Here is a 16,330-nt window from a genome sequence, read left to right on the forward strand (position 1 = left end):
TTGATGATAATAATTCCTCAAACAAAAGGTGGCGTTGGAAAATCGACAGTTGCTATGCAAGTAATCGCACCTTATTTATATAAAAAGCACGGTAAAAAGATAACTTACATAGAAATTGATGATGAAAATAATGATTCAAGGTCTTTTACAAGAACAGAAATTGTTGATAAAAGAATGCTTGGAACAAACAAAATAACAGATTTAGATGAACTAATCTTAATGGATGATAAACATGAAGTTATAGTTGATGTTGGTGGAAATAAAACATCTTCTTTAGTTCTTGATGAGATAAAAAAAGTTGGTTCATTTGGAAATGTAAAATGGATTATTCCTTTAGGTGATGGTGAACTTGATGGGAAAAATGCTATTGCAACTATGAAAAAAATCAAAAAAATTGAAAAAAATCCAGAAGATAATCTAATCTTTGCATTAACAAGAGCTATTTCTATGGACGAAGATTATTATAATGAGCAATTTATTAATTTTTTTGGACATAAATATCTTGATTCAAACTCTGTAATTTGTGATTTTGTAAAAGAACCAAAATATTTTCCAGTTAAAAATGACAAGATTATAACAATGAGTAGATATTTAGGAAGTACTGTTTGGGAAATGGCTTATAATAATACTGATTTTGCAGCAAAAGCTATGAGTGCGAAAGAAATGGGAGATATAGAAAGTGCAAGAAAATATCTCTTTTTTAGAAGAATACAAACAGAAGCAAAAGATTATGTATTAAATACTTTAAATAGAATTTTTTGTGATTTAGATAAATGGATAGAAATTAAAAAATGAGTGATATGAGTTTCAAACAAGCCAAAGAGCTAGTTGAAAGAATGGAATTTTCTGAAATTGCTATAAATAAAGCAATGGAAAATTTAGAAAAATCATCACAAAACTTTGAAGAGACTTTAAAACACCAAGAAGATATTATAAATAGACTTCCTTATGCTGATAAAAAGTTATCAATTATGGCAATTTTAGTTGCTGGAAATATTGGTTTGATTATTGGTTTATTAATTGGAAAATTTCTTTTATAAAAAATTAAGAATTTAGACTTTGTTCTCAAAGTCATTTAGCTTTTGCTACTTTTAGAAACTTTTTATAAGTTTTCGTTAAAAAGTAGTTATTAAATAAAACGGTTCCTTTTTAATGGGAATCATTTAAAAGGAAAATTATGGAAAAACAAGAAAAAATTGTATCGATGTTTAATAATATAGCAGGAACTTATGATATAGCAAATAGAGTTCTATCAATGGGAATTGATAAATCTTGGAGAAATAAAGCTTGTAATAAAACTTTTGAATTATATGGAAAAAAAGATATAGAAAAGATAGTTGATGTTGCTTGTGGAACAGGTGATATGATACTTTTTTGGCAACAAGTTGCAAATGAAAATAGTGTTAATCTAAAAAATATTATTGGTGTTGATCCAAGCATTGGTATGATGGAAGTTGGTAAGAAAAAACTTCCTGATGTTGAGTTTATTGAAGCTTATGCTACACAAATGCCTTTGATTGATAAAAGTGCAGATATTATCTCTATTTCTTATGGTATTAGAAATGTTGTTCAAAGACAAGAAGCTTTTGATGAATTTGCAAGAGTTTTGAAAAAAGATGGTTTAGTTGTAATAAATGAATTTACTAAAAATAAAAAAGAAAATTTACTTGATCATTTAACTGATTTTTATTTAAATAAAGTTCTTCCAGTTTTAGGTGGATTAATCTCTAAAAATAAAGAAGCTTACAGATATTTACCTGATTCAATTGATGAGTTTTTAACAACTGAAAATTTATGTAAAGAGTTAAAACAATCAGGTTTAGAGCCAGTTTATGTGAAAGCTTTTTCTATGAATATTTCAACTTTAATTATTGCAAAAAAAATATAGTTTTTGCAATAATAAAGGTAAATCTTGAACTCACCAATTTCTGTATCAACTTTAAATCTTCAAATTAAATCTTTACTTGAAACTACATTTATTCAAGTTTATGTAGAAGGTGAGATTTCAAATCTTACTTATCATAACTCAGGACATATATATTTTTCAATAAAAGATGAAAATTCTACGCTTTCTTGTGTAATGTTTAAAGGGAATACAAAATATCTAAAATTTCAACTTGAAAATGGTCTAAAAATAGTAATTACAGGAAGTTTAACTGTTTATGCTCCAAGAGGAAATTATCAACTTTTATGTAATAAAATAGAACCTTCTGGAATAGGAAGTTTATCTTTAGCTTTTGAACAATTAAAAACTAAACTTGAAGCAAAAGGTTACTTTGAAAGAAGCAGAAAAAAAACTTTACCAAGATATCCTAAAAAAATAGCAATAGTAACTTCTCCAACAGGTGCTGCAATAGAAGATATGAAAAAAGTGGCAACTCATCGTTGGTCTTTAGTTGAATTTATATTAATCCCAACTTTAGTTCAAGGTGAGGGTGCAAGTTTAGACATAGCAAATTCTATAAAATATGCAGATAAATTAAACTGTGATATTATGATTGTTGGACGAGGTGGAGGAAGTATAGAAGACTTGTGGGCTTTTAATGAAGAGATTGTTGCAAATGCAATTTATGAAGCAAAAACTCCAATTATTTCAGCAGTTGGACATGAAGTTGATTATTTAATTTCAGATTTTGTTGCTGATATTCGAGCTGCAACTCCATCAAATGCAATTGAAATAGCACTTCCAGATATAAATGAACATAGAATTTATCTTGATTCTTTAGAAAATGAAATTACAAATAGATTTAAAAATATTTTATTCAATAAAGAGCAAGAGCTAAAAAATATGAAAAAATTATTTGAACAAAACTCTATTGAAACAAAATTCAATTTCATACAAACTCAAATTAATTTTATAAAGTCATCATTGAAAATAAATTTGAACCAAAAATTTTTAAGTTATCAAAATCAAATAGATTTACTAAAATCAAATTATTTATCAAATCATCCAGATAAAAAAGAGAAAAATGGTTTTGTACAAATTAGTAAAAGTAATAAAGTTATAAATTTAGCAGATTTAAAAATTGGAGATGAAATAGAGTTACAAACTCCAAAGTATATTGCAAGTTGTACTTTAAATAAATTAGTAAAACAATAGAATTTAAGTTTAGTATAGATAGAATAATGAAAATTCGTTTAATTTATACATATCTAATAGAGAGGGAATATTAATGGAAAATAATCGTGATAAAGCTGTAAGTTCTTCAAAGATTACTGAGTTTATGACATTTGAGTTAGGGGCAATGAAGTATGCAATTGAGTTGCCAAAGATTAAAGAAATTTTAACTTATCCAGATAATATTACAACTTTACCAAATACTTCGAAATGGGTAAAGGGTTTAATTAATTCAAGAGGAGAAGTTGTTCCTATTTTAGATATTAGAATAAAGTTCAACACAGGACCTGCTGTTTATGATGAAAATACTTCTATTATTACAGTTATTACTGAAGATAAAAGAATGATAGGAATAGTTGTAGATTTAGTTGATGATGTTCAAAAACTTGATACTAGTATGTTAGCACAAGTTGCGGAAATGGGTTCAGCAATTCCACCTAAATATTTAAAAGGTTATGTTAGACTTGATAATAACCAAATGCTTGTAATTATGGATATCGAAAGAGTTGTTGATAAAGAAGAGTTACAAGACTGATTTTAAGTAAATCAAGAATTTCTTGATTTACTCTTTTATAGATATAGAGATAATTTTTACATCTTCTAAAGGTTTATCTCCATTATATTTTCCATTTGTTCTTACGTTTTCTATTGCTTTTACTACATCAAATCCATTTATAACATATCCAAAAATAGTGTGATAACCATTTAACCAATAAGTTGGAACAGTTGTTATGAAAAATTGACTATTATTTGTATTTGGACCTTTATTTGCCATAGCTAAAATTCCAGGTTTATCAAAAACAGCATTTTTTGCAAATTCATCTGCAAAATCTTCTTTCCAAATAGATTCTCCACCAGCTCCAGTTCCTGTTGGATCACCACCTTGAATCATAAAGTTTTTAATAACTCTATGAAAAATTTGACCATTATAATATCCATTTTTTGCATGAGTTACAAAATTTTCAACAGCTTTTGGAGCTAAGTCTGGTCTTAATTCAACTTCAATATCACCTTTTGAAGTTTTAAATGTAGCTACTGGATTAGCAGCATTTAAAAATAGTGTAAAACAACAAAGAATAAATAAAATTCTTTTCATAAAATTGCCTTTTTTGTAGATTTTTTAGTAAATTAGTATAGTGTATTAGATTTAAAAAAAGATAAAAAAGATATTTTATAATACTTTAAAAAAAAAGTGTTAAAATGCACGAAATTATTAACTATTAAATATAAAAAAATAAAAGGCTTATAAATGACATTTGAAATGTTATACAGCAAAATTCATAGAGCAACTGTAAGTGACGCAAATCTGAATTATGTTGGTTCGATTACAATAGATGAAGATTTGATGAAAGCAGCTAATTTAAGAGTTGGTCAAAAAGTTGATATTGTAAATATTAATAATGGTGAAAGATTTCAAACTTATATTATAAAAGGGAAAGCAGGCTCTAAAGATATGTGCTTAAATGGAGCAGCGGCTAGAAAAGTAGAAATTGGCGATAAAATTATCGTTATTGCTTATGCAACTTTTAGTGAAGCAGAACTTGAAAACTATAAACCAACAGTTGTTTTAGTTGATGATAAAAATAATATTGAATTAATAACTCATGAATTAGAAGGAGGTAAATATGTTTGATGGACTTGATTTAAAAAATTTGAATTTAGGTGATATGTTAAACCAATTTCAAGATATGGCAAAAAATGCACAAAATGAAAATGCTTCAAGAATTTTTACTTCAAAAGCTGGTGGAGGAATGGTAGAAATATCAATCAATGGAAATTCAGAAGTTGTTGATTTAAAAATTGATGATTCTCTTTTAGAAGATAAAGACTCTTTACAAATTTTACTTATCTCTTGTATGAATGATGTAATTAAACAAAGCGATGAAAATAAAAAAATGATGGCTATGAACTTAATGGGTGGTTTAGGCTCATTTGGACAAAAGTGATTTGATGAAAGATTTATTAAATTCTTTTGAAGATTATTTACTAAAAAATCTTCCTATCTCAAAAACATTTCATCCTCACTTTGAAGATGCTTTAGCTGATATGTTAAAAGCAGGTGGAAAAAGATTTCGTCCGATGCTTTTATTATCTGTTGTAAAATCAAATAAATCTTTATTAGTTCCAAATGCAATGAGTGTAGCATTAGGAGTTGAATTTTTACATACGTATTCTTTGATTCATGATGATTTACCAGCGATGGATAACTCTGATTTAAGAAGAGGATTTCAAACTTTACATAAAAAATATGATGAAGTAACAGCTATTTTAGTTGGAGATGCTTTAAACACTGAAGCATTTAACCTAATAGCAAATGCTTCTTTACATAATGATATAAAAGTTGAACTTATCAAATGTTTGGCACATAATGGTGGAATAAATGGTATGATTATAGGTCAAGCAATAGATTGTCATTTTGAAAAACAAAAAATACAGTTAAATCAATTAGAGTTTTTACATATTCATAAAACGGCAAGACTAATTGCAGCTAGCCTTAAAATGGGTGCAATTATAAGTGAATATGATTTGCAAACACAAGAAAAACTTTATAATTTTGGAATAGATTTAGGACTGTTATTTCAAATTCAAGATGATATTATTGATGAAACTTGTACTGAAGAAGAAGCTGGTAAAACTACACAAAATGATGGATTTAAAAACTCTTTTGTAAATTTATTAGGACTTGATGGTGCAAAAAAAAGTGCTGATGATTTAGCTTTAAAATGTATAGATTCTCTTAATACTTTTGAAGAAAATTTAAAAAAATCTTTAGAAGAGTTACTTCTAAAATATATAAATAGACACAAATAATTTTAAACTCTTAGTTAATTTGACTCAAATATATTGACAAATAATTTAAAATTTATTAAAATTTAGCACTTATAAAATTAGAGTGCTAATTTATAAGTTCAAAAATATAAAATTAATTTAATAATAAGGAAATAGTATGAATTTTAAACCACTAGGTGAAAGAGTTCTTGTTAAAAGAACAGAAGTTGAGAACAAAACAGCAAGTGGAATCTATATTCCAGATAATGCAAAAGAGAAACCACAAACTGCAAAAGTTGTTGCAATTGGAAATAAAGTTGAAGATGTTAAAGTTGGTGATACAATTGTATTTGAACAATATAGAGGAACTGAATTCAAACTTGAGGGTGAAGAATATCTAATTTTAAATATTGAAAATGTTATAGGAGTTATGTAATGGCAAAAGAGATTTTATTTAGTGATAATGCAAGAAATAGATTATATTCAGGTGTTGAAAAATTAGCTGATGCAGTTAAAGTTACAATGGGACCAAGAGGAAGAAATGTTTTATTACAAAAATCATTTGGTGCTCCTACAATTACAAAAGATGGTGTAAGTGTTGCTAGAGAAATTGAATTAAAAGATACTTTAGAAAATATGGGAGCTCAACTTGTAAAAGAAGTAGCTTCAAAAACAAATGACGAAGCAGGAGATGGAACAACAACTGCAACTGTTTTAGCACATTCTATTTTCAAAGAAGGGCTTAGAAATGTAACAGCAGGTGCAAATCCAATATCTTTAAAAAGAGGAATGGATAAAGCTTGCGAAGCTATTTTAGCTGAACTTAAAAAATCTTCAAAAGTTGTAGCAAATAAAACAGAGATTGAACAAGTTGCTACAATCTCAGCAAATTCAGATAGTGCTATTGGAAAAATGATAGCTGAAGCTATGGATAAAGTTGGAAAAGATGGTGTTATCACTGTTGAAGAAGCAAAAGGTATTTCTGATGAGTTAGATGTTGTTGAAGGTATGCAATTTGATAGAGGATATTTATCTCCATATTTTGTAACAAATCCTGAAAAAATGATTGCAGAGTTTAATAACCCATTCATTTTATTATATGACAAAAAAATCTCTTCATTAAAAGAGATGTTACCAATTTTAGAATCAGTAAATCAATCAGGAAGACCTTTAGTAATTATTGCAGAAGATGTAGATGGTGAAGCATTAGCAACACTGGTAGTAAATAGATTAAGAGGTTCATTACATATTGCTGCTGTTAAAGCTCCTGGATTTGGAGATAGAAGAAAAGCTATGTTAGAAGATATTGCAGTTTTAACTGGTGGAACTGTAATTTCAGAAGAGATGGGAATGAAACTTGAAACAGCTGAATTTAGTTGTTTAGGAACTGCTTCAAAAATCGTAATTGACAAAGACAATACAACAATCGTTGATGGAAATGGTGATAATGAAAGAGTTGTTGCAAGAGTAAATCAAATTAAAGCAGAAATATCAAATACAACAAGTGATTATGATAGAGAAAAATTACAAGAAAGATTAGCAAAACTTTCTGGTGGAGTTGCAGTTATTAAAGTTGGAGCTGCAACAGAGACTGAAATGAAAGAGAAAAAAGACAGAGTTGATGATGCTTTAAGTGCAACAAGAGCTGCTGTTGAAGAAGGTATTGTAATTGGTGGAGGAGCTGCTTTAATTAAAGCTTCTAAAAAAGTAAATCTTGATTTAACTGGTGATGAAAGAATTGGAGCAGATATTGTTTTAAGAGCTATTTCAGCACCATTAAAACAAATTGCAATTAATGCTGGATTTGATGCAGGAGTTGTTGCAAATGAAGTTGAAAAATCATCAAATGAAAATTTAGGATTTAATGCAGCAACAGGTGAATATGTAGATATGTTTGAAGCTGGAATTGTTGATCCTGCAAAAGTTGAAAGAGTTGCTATGCAAAATGCTGTTTCAGTAGCTTCACTTTTACTTACAACTGAAGCAACTGTAAGTGATATAAAAGAAGATAAACCAGCAATGCCTTCTATGCCAGACATGGGTGGAATGGGAATGCCAGGAATGATGTAACAATTATCTAAAATTGTTAATTTTTCTTAACCGTACCTTTTTTAAGGTGCGGTTTTTTAATTTATAATTAATAAAAATCTAAATGGTTATGAAATTAATAGGAAAATTATAAACGAAATAGATATTATTTTAAATAAAAAAAGAGCTCCGCGAAAGAGCTCTTTTAAAAATTATTTTTCGATAAATAAGACTTTTATTTATCAAGTTTACTTTGAAATAAACTTATAGTTTAAATTAAAAGTTAACAGTTATAAAAGGTGAAGTTTTCGTCAATTGAACCTCCTATAATCTTAAAGATAATGTAATTATAACATCTTTTTAAATTAAAACAAACTGAAATTTTATAAAATTATTTAATAGAAAAAGAGAGAGTTATTTTTGTTCCAATATTTTCTTGGCTTATTAAAGAAATTTTTCCTTTGTGAATATCTACAATTTTCTTCATAATCGACATTCCAAGACCAGTTCCTCCACTATTTTTATTTCTACTTTTATCTGTTCTATAAAACTTTTCATAAATTTTTTCTTGTTCATTTGTAGGAATTCCAATCCCAAAATCTTCAATAGAGATATTTAATAAATCATTTTCTTTAAATATTTTTACTATAACTTCTTTATTTTCATAACTAAATTGAATAGCATTTTTCAAAATATTTTTTATTGCAATTTTTAATAAACTTGCAAATCCTTTCATCTCTAAGCTATCTTCTATTATCAAAGATATTTTTATTTTATGAAGTTTTGCAAAATTTTTAAGTTCATTTATTGCTTCATCTGCAAGTTCATCTAAATAAAACTCTTCTTGTTTATCTACAATTAACTCTTGTTCATTTTTAGCTAAAAATAGTAAATCATTTATTGTTTGTTCAATCCCTGATATCTCTTCTAAAGATGTTTTTAAAGCTTCTTTATATTCGTTTATCGTTCTATCTTTTCTTAAGGTTACTTCCATTTCACCTTTTATAATTGTAAGAGGAGTTTTTAGTTCGTGAGAAGCATCTGAACTAAATTGTGACATTCTTTCAAAAGAGTTTTCAAGTCTTGATAATAAAGAATTAATTTCATTTATTAGTTGGTTTATTTCATCTTTTGATTTTGTTGTTTTTAATCTTGCTGATAAATCATTTGCATTTATCTGTTTTAATTCAACTAAGATATTTTCAATTGGTAAAAACGATTTATAAATTACAAAATTTCCACCAATAACAGCAAAGATAAGAATTATTGGGAGAATAAATCCTAAAATATAAAGAAGATTTTCCAAAGTTGAAGTTAAAATATCTTTTGTTGTAACTGCTTCAATAATGATACTTTGTTCACCATGAAAATCTATTTTTATTCTACTTACAAAATAGCTGTATTGTTCTTCAAAAGTTATTACATTCTCTTTTAATTTATCTAAATAATCATCGTTATGATCAATGTTATTTGGGAAATTATCTGTTTTGATTATTTCTTTGTGAGTTTTAGTATCTAAAATTCTAATATAAAGAGGTTCAAAATTGTACTCTTTTTCTTCATCTAAAATATTATCTGTGATTTTATTTTTTTCTAAAATATCATCAGTAATATCAAGAACTATTACTTTTAGCGTTGCTTCAAGTTTGTCAATAGTTGAAATTTCCAATGCTTTATATAAAGAAAAAGAAAAAATTACTAAAATAATAGTTTGAATAAAAAAACTATAAAATAGAAGTTTCTTTTTGATTGATAGATTAATCTTCACTGATTTTAAATCCTATTCCTCTTACTGTTTTTATTAGTTTATTTTCAAAATTTTTATCGATTTTATTTCTTAATCTATAAATATAAACATTTACAATATTACTGATATTTGAATCTTCAAATGATGAAAGTGCTTCATTTATTGTTGTTTCACTTAAAACTCTATTTTTATTTTTTATTAGATACTCTAAAAGTGAAAACTCTTTGGCTGTTAAAACTATATTTTGATTTGATCTTGAAGCTGTTTTATTGAGTAAATCAAGCTCTAAATCTGCAATAGATAGTTTTGTTTGAGTAGTAGTTGTGATTCTTAATTGAACTCTAATTCTGGCAAGTAATTCTGCAAAAGAAAAAGGTTTTGCTAAATAATCATTTGCTCCAATATCTAAACCTTTGATTTTATCTTCAATAGAATCTTTAGCTGTTAGCATAATAATAGGAGTTTGAATATTTGAGCTTCTTAAACTTTTACATACTTCAATTCCATTTTTAACTGGAAGCATGATATCAAGTAAGATTAGATCATAAGTGTTAATACTAGCTAAGTATAATCCTTCATCACCATTTGTTGAGAAGTCAACTATATAACACTCTTCTTCTAAACCTTTTTTTAAAAAGTTTATGATTTTTAAATCATCTTCAATTATTAGTATCTTCATAGAAATCATTTTACACTTTTTGTTATTAATTTTAATATTGTAACTTCTGCATCTGCTTTAAATCTAAAATCAACTCCCCAAGTTCCCAAGCCTTTATTTACATAAATTGCTGTTTTATTTTTATAAAAAAGTCCAGCCAAAAAGGGTTGAACTAATTTTACTAAATAGTGAAAAGGATAGATTTGACCACCATGTGTATGACCACACAAAAATAGATTTGAGTTTGAATTTAACGCAATTTTATAATCTTTTGGTTGATGAGAAATAAATATTGATGGAGAGTTTTGTAAAAAATCTTCTACTACTTTTTCTTCTCTTTTTATTTTAAAGAATTTTGAAAATCTATCTGGAAGTCCTGCTAGATGAATAATTTCATTTTTATAATTAATTTTTAAAGTTTCATTATCCATAAAAATAAAATTTGTTAACTCTTTTTTTAAATCTTCTAAGCCATAAAATAAATCGTGATTTCCACTTATATAAAAAACCTCTTTTTTCAATAAGTTTAAAATTTCAAGTTGTTTTTTTATAAATTTTACTTTTGTATCGATTATATCTCCAGTGATAATGCAAAAGTCAAACTCTAAATTATTACAAAAATTTACGAGTTCTAAAATCTTTTCTATTGAAGTTTTTTTATTTATGTGTAAATCACTTAAATGAAGAATCTTTAAATCATCTAATTTTTTATCTTCTACTTCTATATTTATGATTTGAAAATGTTTAGTTAAATTCATTTTAAAAACTCCTCAAGTTCATATGTAGAAGATAAAAATCTAATATCTTTTATTACACCATTTTCCAAAGAATAAGTAGTTATTTTTCCAGTTTGTTTTGTAAATTTTGTATTGTTTTCATCATAAATTAGCAAGATGCTATATTTATAATCCCTTAGTTTTGGCAAAGTAAACATCTTTGTAATTATACTTGGAGTTGAAGAGATATTATTTATAACTATTGCTTGATGATTTTCCAAAAATAGCGGACTTTTCGATGATAGAAAATTATTTACCATCGAAAGAGTCTCTTTTTCAAAAGTTACAATTATGATTTTTATATCATTTGTAATTGTATGAATTTTATCAAATTGGTCTATTAAAGAAAAATTACTTATTTTATCTTCAATTTTGAGATTTACTGCAAATAAAGAATTTACAAAAATTATCGATAATATAAGTTGTTTTATCATCTTTTATCTTTTAAATTGAATTTTATAAGTAACATCAATTTGATTTCTAACTGTTAAAAAGAACATTGTTGGTGGTTCTAAATTAAAATCAGTTAGGTTAAATGAAAATCCTCCATCAAATAAAATTTGATTATTCTGCTCAGTTATATTGCTTTTTACTGTAATATCTTTTGAAACACCATTTAAAACAAGAACTCCATTAATATCGTAATTTATACCATTTTTTACAATATTTTTTATATCAATAGAGATAGTTTTAAATTTTGGTTCATTTAGTAATTCGTACATATGAGCATCTCTATCTTTTTTTTCGCTAACTAAACTTAATGTATCGAAAAATATTTGACCTTTTATTGATTCTAAACTATTTTCAACTATTAAATTAGCTTTTACCTCTTTTGTTGTTGGGTTGATTTCGCTATCGCCAAAAACTTCTGTATGACCCTTTATTTCACCTGTTACTACTGATAAGTTGTTTGCATACAAACTAAAACTTAAAACTATTAAAAGAACTATTTTTTTAAACATATTTAATCTCCTTGCTATTTGGTAAATACTCTTTACTCATTACTCTAAAAATTGCAAATAAAAGAGTAATTGGAACAAAGAATATCAAGTTAGCTAAAGCTATAGAAAGTCCAGCACCTGAAGCCATCCAACCTATAAATATCATATAAAATGAGATTGTTCTAAAATCTAATTTTTTTATAGATTGAAGAATTACTACATTGTAATATGAAATTACAAATGGGTAAATCAATGATAAAATAAAACCCTCCCTTAAAAAATAAAATAGATATGAAAGTGCAAAAAGAGTAAGTATTAATAACTCTTTTTGATTTTTTTCAATTTTAAAGAATAATGCACTAAATACACCAATTACATGAAATAATGCAATTTCAAAAGTAAAACCACCTCTCCAAATAGAAACGGCTAAATCTCTTGAAAGCGATTCAAATAGTGCAGAATCTAAAAATACCCATAAAATCATCATCAATAAAGAGTGACTTGTTGTATTTAGTTTTTCTCCTTCTTTCATATAATTTAAAAATAAAGAACAAAATAGAGTTATCATCGTAAGAGTTACTGCAATAATCTCTCTTTGAGAAACTTCATAATTAAAAAGCATTGTTCCTGTAACATAAGATAGACTTAATGCAAGACCAAGTTCTAAAAATGTAGTTTTTTTAACTTCATTTATAATTAGTGGAGCCATACTTCCAACAACAAAACCTAAAATAAAAAGAGTTAATAGGTTGTAATGTGGATACATAAAACTTAAAATTAGTTGTGCAACTAAAAATAGTGAAATTTTATTTTTTATTTTTATGTATGAAACTAATAATGAACCTATAACTCCACCAATTGGAAGAGGAGCTATTAAAAATAAGTTTGATGAAAAATATTCAACAATTCCAGTTTGTGCTATAAGTAAGTAATAACATAACTCACTTGCAATAAAAAATATCAAAATTAATCTTTGCATAAAAACTCCTTTTTTTGAATAAAAATTAAATAGATGAAAACAAAAGTTAAATCAAAAAGGCAAATTGCAAGTCCTTCAATCCCAAGTTTACCACTTGAATATAAAGCAAAAAACATAGAACTTGCAAATACTCTAATAATCACAGATAAATTTGTTAATAACTGTTCATAACTCTCATTTTTTAAAGCTAAGTAGTGAATAATTCCTGTCGTACTTACAAAAGTAAAAACAACATATTCATAAACTCCACTAAAGCTAAAACCTAAAATCGGATATAAAAAACTTGCTAGTAGAATTAAAATTACTCCTCCAATTCCATCACTTAAAATTCCTATTAGATTGTATAATCGAAGCTTTGAGTAAGAAGTATTTATTTTTATAAAAGCAAATATAAAACTAAATGCAACAACTCCAAATAAAGATCTAAAAATCCATAATGTATGAGTTTCAAGTAAATTAAATCCAGCTTGTGTAAATCCTGAAATACTTAAAGCTGTAAAAATTCCTAAAATACCAATTAAATAAATTTCTAAAAATATATTTTTATGTAGTTCTTTTATATGATTTATAAACATTGAAATAACCATAAAAAATACTCCAATTCCCATAGCAACATGTGCATGAGCAACTATTAAATCATTTCTATGAAATACCCATCTAATTTCTGGAATGAACAGAATATTTCCTTCAACATCAACAAATAAAAAAGCTAAAATAGAAACTAATAGAGCTTTTTTAGCAACATCACTGATATTACTATCTTTGTACCATCTATATAAAAGTGGAACATATAAAAGAGTTAGATATTGCAAAAACCACTCTTGGTTATATGATAGATGACCAATAAAAATTCTGTATAAAACTGAACTAAAATAAAAAATTGTTGGAATAATCCATAAAATATTCCATCTAGCTTTGAATTCACCCTCATTTAATAGTTTGATGATTAAATAATAAATAGGAATTAAAGCTAAACTCATTCCAAGTGTATTATCTCCATGAGGTCCAGATATTGTACTTTCAACTTGTCCAATTGTTGGATTCATCAAAATCAAAAGTGTAAATGGAGCAATTGTTACAACTCTTAAACACACTTTTATCCATAAAGGAAGAACTTTATAAAGTTTGATAAATTTGTATAAAGCCAAGATATAAAATAGTCCAGCAAATGCCAATAAAAAGTTTAGTTCATAAGCAAAATCATAAAAAGCTAAACCTCTATTTTTACCTAAAAGTAAAGACATAACCATAAAAACTAAAAATATATACCAAATAAGAGTATAAAGATTTAAAAACTTAAGTCCTTCATTTGAAATTCCAGCTTCTTTATTTATAAGTAAGAAAGGTAAATATGAAAGCATTAAAGGAACAAAACCATAAAGCATTAAACTTATATGAATTGCTCTCATATTCACAGGATTTAAAGTTTCAGAATCTATAATAAATCCTAATAAGTTTAATGAATAAACAATTCCAAAAAATAATCCTATTGCAAAAAAAGCAATAGATATTTTAAAATGTCTATTGATAAATTGTTCAAAATTAACTGATTTTTCCATCTTTTACCTCATAAATTTTATTTGCAAACTTTGCTAAATCTTTATCGTGTGTAGCAACTATTATTGTTGTTCCACTTTCACTTAATTTTTTAAAAATTTCAAAAACGTTTAAAGAGTTTTTTGAATCTAAATTTCCTGTTGGCTCATCTGCGATTATTACTTTTGGTCTGTTTATCAAAGCTCTTGCTATTGCAACTCTTTGTTTTTGACCTCCTGAAATTTCGTTTGGATATTTATCTATTAGATTTTCTATTTTCAAAATTTTTAATAGATTATAAATTTCCTCATGTGTTGCTTTTTCTTTTGCGAGTTTTATATTTTCTTTAACTGTTAAATAGTTTATTAAATAATGAAATTGAAAGATAAAACCGATATTTGTTCTTCTAAAACTATCGATATCTTCTATATCTTTATAATTCTTTCCTTCAAAAAAAAGTTGACCACTTGTTTGTTTTAAAAGAGTAGATAAAAGTGATAAAAGTGTAGATTTTCCACTTCCACTTTCACCTACTAAACATATAAATTCTCCTTTGTTTATTTGTAAATTTATATTTTCTAAAGCTAAATCTTTATTGTAATAGTGTGTTAAATGAACTGCTTTTATCATATTTTATTTCCTTGAATAAGTTCAACTGGATCAGTTTTTGCAGCATTTAAAGCTGGAATTATTGAACCAATAATTGCCATTAAAATAGAAGTAACAAAGATATAAAAACCTAATTCAATAGATATCTCTCCATTTACATAACCTTGTAGAGTTTTTGCATTTTTTACAAAATACAAAGTTACATTTGAAATAATAAAGGCACAAACAAAACTAAAAACTCCGAGTAAAAAACTCTCAACCATTATTGAATAAACGATTTTTGATGTTTTTATTCCTAAAGCTCTTTTTATTCCAAATTCAGCTTTTCTTTGATTTATTGTGATACTCATAAGGCTTACAATTCCAAGTAAACCCATGGAAAAAGCGATAAATGAAATAACATTTGATGAAGTTTTTATGATTTTGAATTGATTGTAGTTATCTACAAAATTTTGTGTTGATTTAACATCAATATCTTCTGATAAATTTTTAATCTCTTTTATAATATTTTCAACATCTGCATTTAAAGTTGTGTTTACTAAAATCATTGAAGCTGATTTATTAAAAATATTTCCAGCATCATCTATATTTAAAACAACACCACCATTTTCAAAACCAATTTCACTTTTAAAAACTCCAGAGATTTTAAAACTTTTATTTGCAATTTGAATTTCATTTTTATTTACTAGTTGTTCAAATATTGATTTTCCAATAATTACTTCATTTTGTGATGGATATTTTCCTTGTGTTAAAGTGTAATTTTTAAATCTATTTTGCGTTACTCCATAAACTGCAATGATTGGAAGTTTTTCAACAGGACTTGCTCCTACAATCATCGCTGATGTATCTTTTATATCTTTTAAGTTATTTATTTGTTCAATTAAGTTGATATTTACATTTGAAAAAAATGTATCAGATATTTTTGCTTGAGTAACTATAATATCTCCATCACTTTTTAGAAGTGTTGAATACATAGAGATAACTCCATTTGAAATAGAACTAATCAAAAATATAGAAACTATCGAAAAAATGAGACTTAAAACGATTAAAAAGGTTTTTAGTTTATTTGCAAATAGTGCTTTAAAAGCATATGAAACCAAGATAACTCCTTTCTTATTTTTTGAAAGTTTAATCTTTGAATATGAATATATGATGAATTAAATATGAAT

20 protein-coding genes are annotated in these 16,330 nt (G+C 25.9%); 10 read left to right on the forward strand and 10 right to left on the reverse strand.

Annotated elements, in window-relative coordinates; translation table 11 throughout:
* Positions 1 to 3 precede the first annotated feature (3 nt).
* From CKV87_RS02110 to CKV87_RS02130, 5 genes are all read left to right on the forward strand, one after another.
* Positions 4 to 795, forward strand: coding sequence for a P-loop NTPase family protein (locus CKV87_RS02110; RefSeq protein ID WP_004510486.1), 792 nt, complete (start codon positions 4 to 6; stop codon positions 793 to 795).
* On the forward strand, positions 792 to 1,040 hold the full coding sequence (locus CKV87_RS02115; protein ID WP_004510487.1) for a hypothetical protein: 249 nt from the start codon (positions 792 to 794) through the stop codon (positions 1,038 to 1,040). Before CKV87_RS02110 ends, CKV87_RS02115 begins: the two co-directional genes overlap by 4 nt.
* Positions 1,041 to 1,177: 137 nt before the next feature.
* Positions 1,178 to 1,888: a bifunctional demethylmenaquinone methyltransferase/2-methoxy-6-polyprenyl-1,4-benzoquinol methylase UbiE gene (gene ubiE / locus CKV87_RS02120; RefSeq protein WP_012012247.1), complete on the forward strand. Its 711-nt coding sequence runs from the start codon at positions 1,178 to 1,180 to the stop codon at positions 1,886 to 1,888.
* A gap of 24 nt (positions 1,889 to 1,912) precedes the next feature.
* Positions 1,913 to 3,100: an exodeoxyribonuclease VII large subunit gene (xseA, locus tag CKV87_RS02125; RefSeq protein WP_012012248.1), complete on the forward strand. Its 1,188-nt coding sequence runs from the start codon at positions 1,913 to 1,915 to the stop codon at positions 3,098 to 3,100.
* 73 nt (positions 3,101 to 3,173) lie between these two features.
* Positions 3,174 to 3,653, forward strand: a complete 480-nt coding sequence (locus CKV87_RS02130) for a chemotaxis protein CheW (protein ID WP_004510490.1) — start codon at positions 3,174 to 3,176, stop codon at positions 3,651 to 3,653.
* 27 nt (positions 3,654 to 3,680) lie between these two features.
* On the opposite strand, the gene CKV87_RS02135 is transcribed toward CKV87_RS02130, so the two are convergent.
* Complete coding sequence (locus CKV87_RS02135; RefSeq protein ID WP_012012249.1) at positions 3,681 to 4,214, reverse strand: peptidylprolyl isomerase; 534 nt, start codon at positions 4,212 to 4,214, stop codon at positions 3,681 to 3,683.
* Between the two features lie 153 nt (positions 4,215 to 4,367).
* Between CKV87_RS02135 and panD the strand changes: the two genes are divergently transcribed.
* The 5 genes from panD (at position 4,368) to groL (ending at position 7,957) form a co-directional block, all read left to right on the forward strand.
* Positions 4,368 to 4,751, forward strand: coding sequence for an aspartate 1-decarboxylase (gene panD / locus CKV87_RS02140; protein ID WP_004510492.1), 384 nt, complete (start codon positions 4,368 to 4,370; stop codon positions 4,749 to 4,751).
* Positions 4,744 to 5,064 carry a YbaB/EbfC family nucleoid-associated protein gene (locus CKV87_RS02145; RefSeq protein ID WP_012012250.1) on the forward strand — a complete coding sequence of 107 codons (321 nt, stop codon included), beginning with the start codon at positions 4,744 to 4,746 and terminating at the stop codon, positions 5,062 to 5,064. The genes panD and CKV87_RS02145 overlap by 8 nt, the downstream gene beginning before the upstream one ends.
* Before the next feature lie 4 nt (positions 5,065 to 5,068).
* A complete protein-coding gene (locus tag CKV87_RS02150; protein ID WP_012012251.1) occupies positions 5,069 to 5,929 on the forward strand; it encodes a polyprenyl synthetase family protein in 861 nt (286 codons plus the stop codon).
* 136 nt (positions 5,930 to 6,065) lie between these two features.
* Positions 6,066 to 6,323, forward strand: coding sequence for a co-chaperone GroES (gene groES / locus CKV87_RS02155; protein WP_004510495.1), 258 nt, complete (start codon positions 6,066 to 6,068; stop codon positions 6,321 to 6,323).
* Entirely contained in the window at positions 6,323 to 7,957 is a 1,635-nt protein-coding gene (gene groL, locus CKV87_RS02160; RefSeq protein WP_004510496.1) for a chaperonin GroEL, read from the forward strand. Before groES ends, groL begins: the two co-directional genes overlap by 1 nt.
* 349 nt (positions 7,958 to 8,306) lie before the next feature.
* Here groL and CKV87_RS02165 read toward each other — a convergent pair whose 3' ends face one another.
* From CKV87_RS02165 to CKV87_RS02205, 9 genes are read right to left on the reverse strand one after another with little or no spacing between them, the layout of a single operon-like run.
* Complete coding sequence (locus tag CKV87_RS02165) at positions 8,307 to 9,683, reverse strand: sensor histidine kinase (protein WP_012012252.1); 1,377 nt, start codon at positions 9,681 to 9,683, stop codon at positions 8,307 to 8,309.
* The gene (locus CKV87_RS02170) at positions 9,673 to 10,350 is read right to left on the reverse strand and encodes a response regulator (protein ID WP_012012253.1); all 678 of its coding nucleotides are present in this window, start codon (positions 10,348 to 10,350) and stop codon (positions 9,673 to 9,675) included. The genes CKV87_RS02165 and CKV87_RS02170 overlap by 11 nt, the downstream gene beginning before the upstream one ends.
* On the reverse strand, positions 10,347 to 11,078 hold the full coding sequence (locus tag CKV87_RS02175; protein ID WP_012012254.1) for a metallophosphoesterase: 732 nt from the start codon (positions 11,076 to 11,078) through the stop codon (positions 10,347 to 10,349). The genes CKV87_RS02170 and CKV87_RS02175 overlap by 4 nt, the downstream gene beginning before the upstream one ends.
* Positions 11,075 to 11,530, reverse strand: a complete 456-nt coding sequence (locus CKV87_RS02180; protein ID WP_012012255.1) for a hypothetical protein — start codon at positions 11,528 to 11,530, stop codon at positions 11,075 to 11,077. Before CKV87_RS02180 ends, CKV87_RS02175 begins: the two co-directional genes overlap by 4 nt.
* A 3-nt stretch (positions 11,531 to 11,533) precedes the next feature.
* Entirely contained in the window at positions 11,534 to 12,058 is a 525-nt protein-coding gene (locus tag CKV87_RS02185) for a YceI family protein (protein WP_012012256.1), read from the reverse strand.
* Positions 12,051 to 13,016, reverse strand: coding sequence for a hypothetical protein (locus CKV87_RS02190; protein ID WP_012012257.1), 966 nt, complete (start codon positions 13,014 to 13,016; stop codon positions 12,051 to 12,053). Before CKV87_RS02190 ends, CKV87_RS02185 begins: the two co-directional genes overlap by 8 nt.
* Positions 13,004 to 14,575, reverse strand: a complete 1,572-nt coding sequence (locus CKV87_RS02195) for a hypothetical protein (protein ID WP_012012258.1) — start codon at positions 14,573 to 14,575, stop codon at positions 13,004 to 13,006. The genes CKV87_RS02190 and CKV87_RS02195 overlap by 13 nt, the downstream gene beginning before the upstream one ends.
* A complete protein-coding gene (locus CKV87_RS02200; protein ID WP_012012259.1) occupies positions 14,559 to 15,182 on the reverse strand; it encodes an ABC transporter ATP-binding protein in 624 nt (207 codons plus the stop codon). Before CKV87_RS02200 ends, CKV87_RS02195 begins: the two co-directional genes overlap by 17 nt.
* Complete coding sequence (locus tag CKV87_RS02205; RefSeq protein WP_012012260.1) at positions 15,179 to 16,261, reverse strand: ABC transporter permease; 1,083 nt, start codon at positions 16,259 to 16,261, stop codon at positions 15,179 to 15,181. Before CKV87_RS02205 ends, CKV87_RS02200 begins: the two co-directional genes overlap by 4 nt.
* Positions 16,262 to 16,330 lie beyond the last annotated feature (69 nt).

Source organism: Aliarcobacter butzleri, from assembly GCF_900187115.1.
GTDB lineage: Bacteria > Campylobacterota > Campylobacteria > Campylobacterales > Arcobacteraceae > Aliarcobacter > Aliarcobacter butzleri.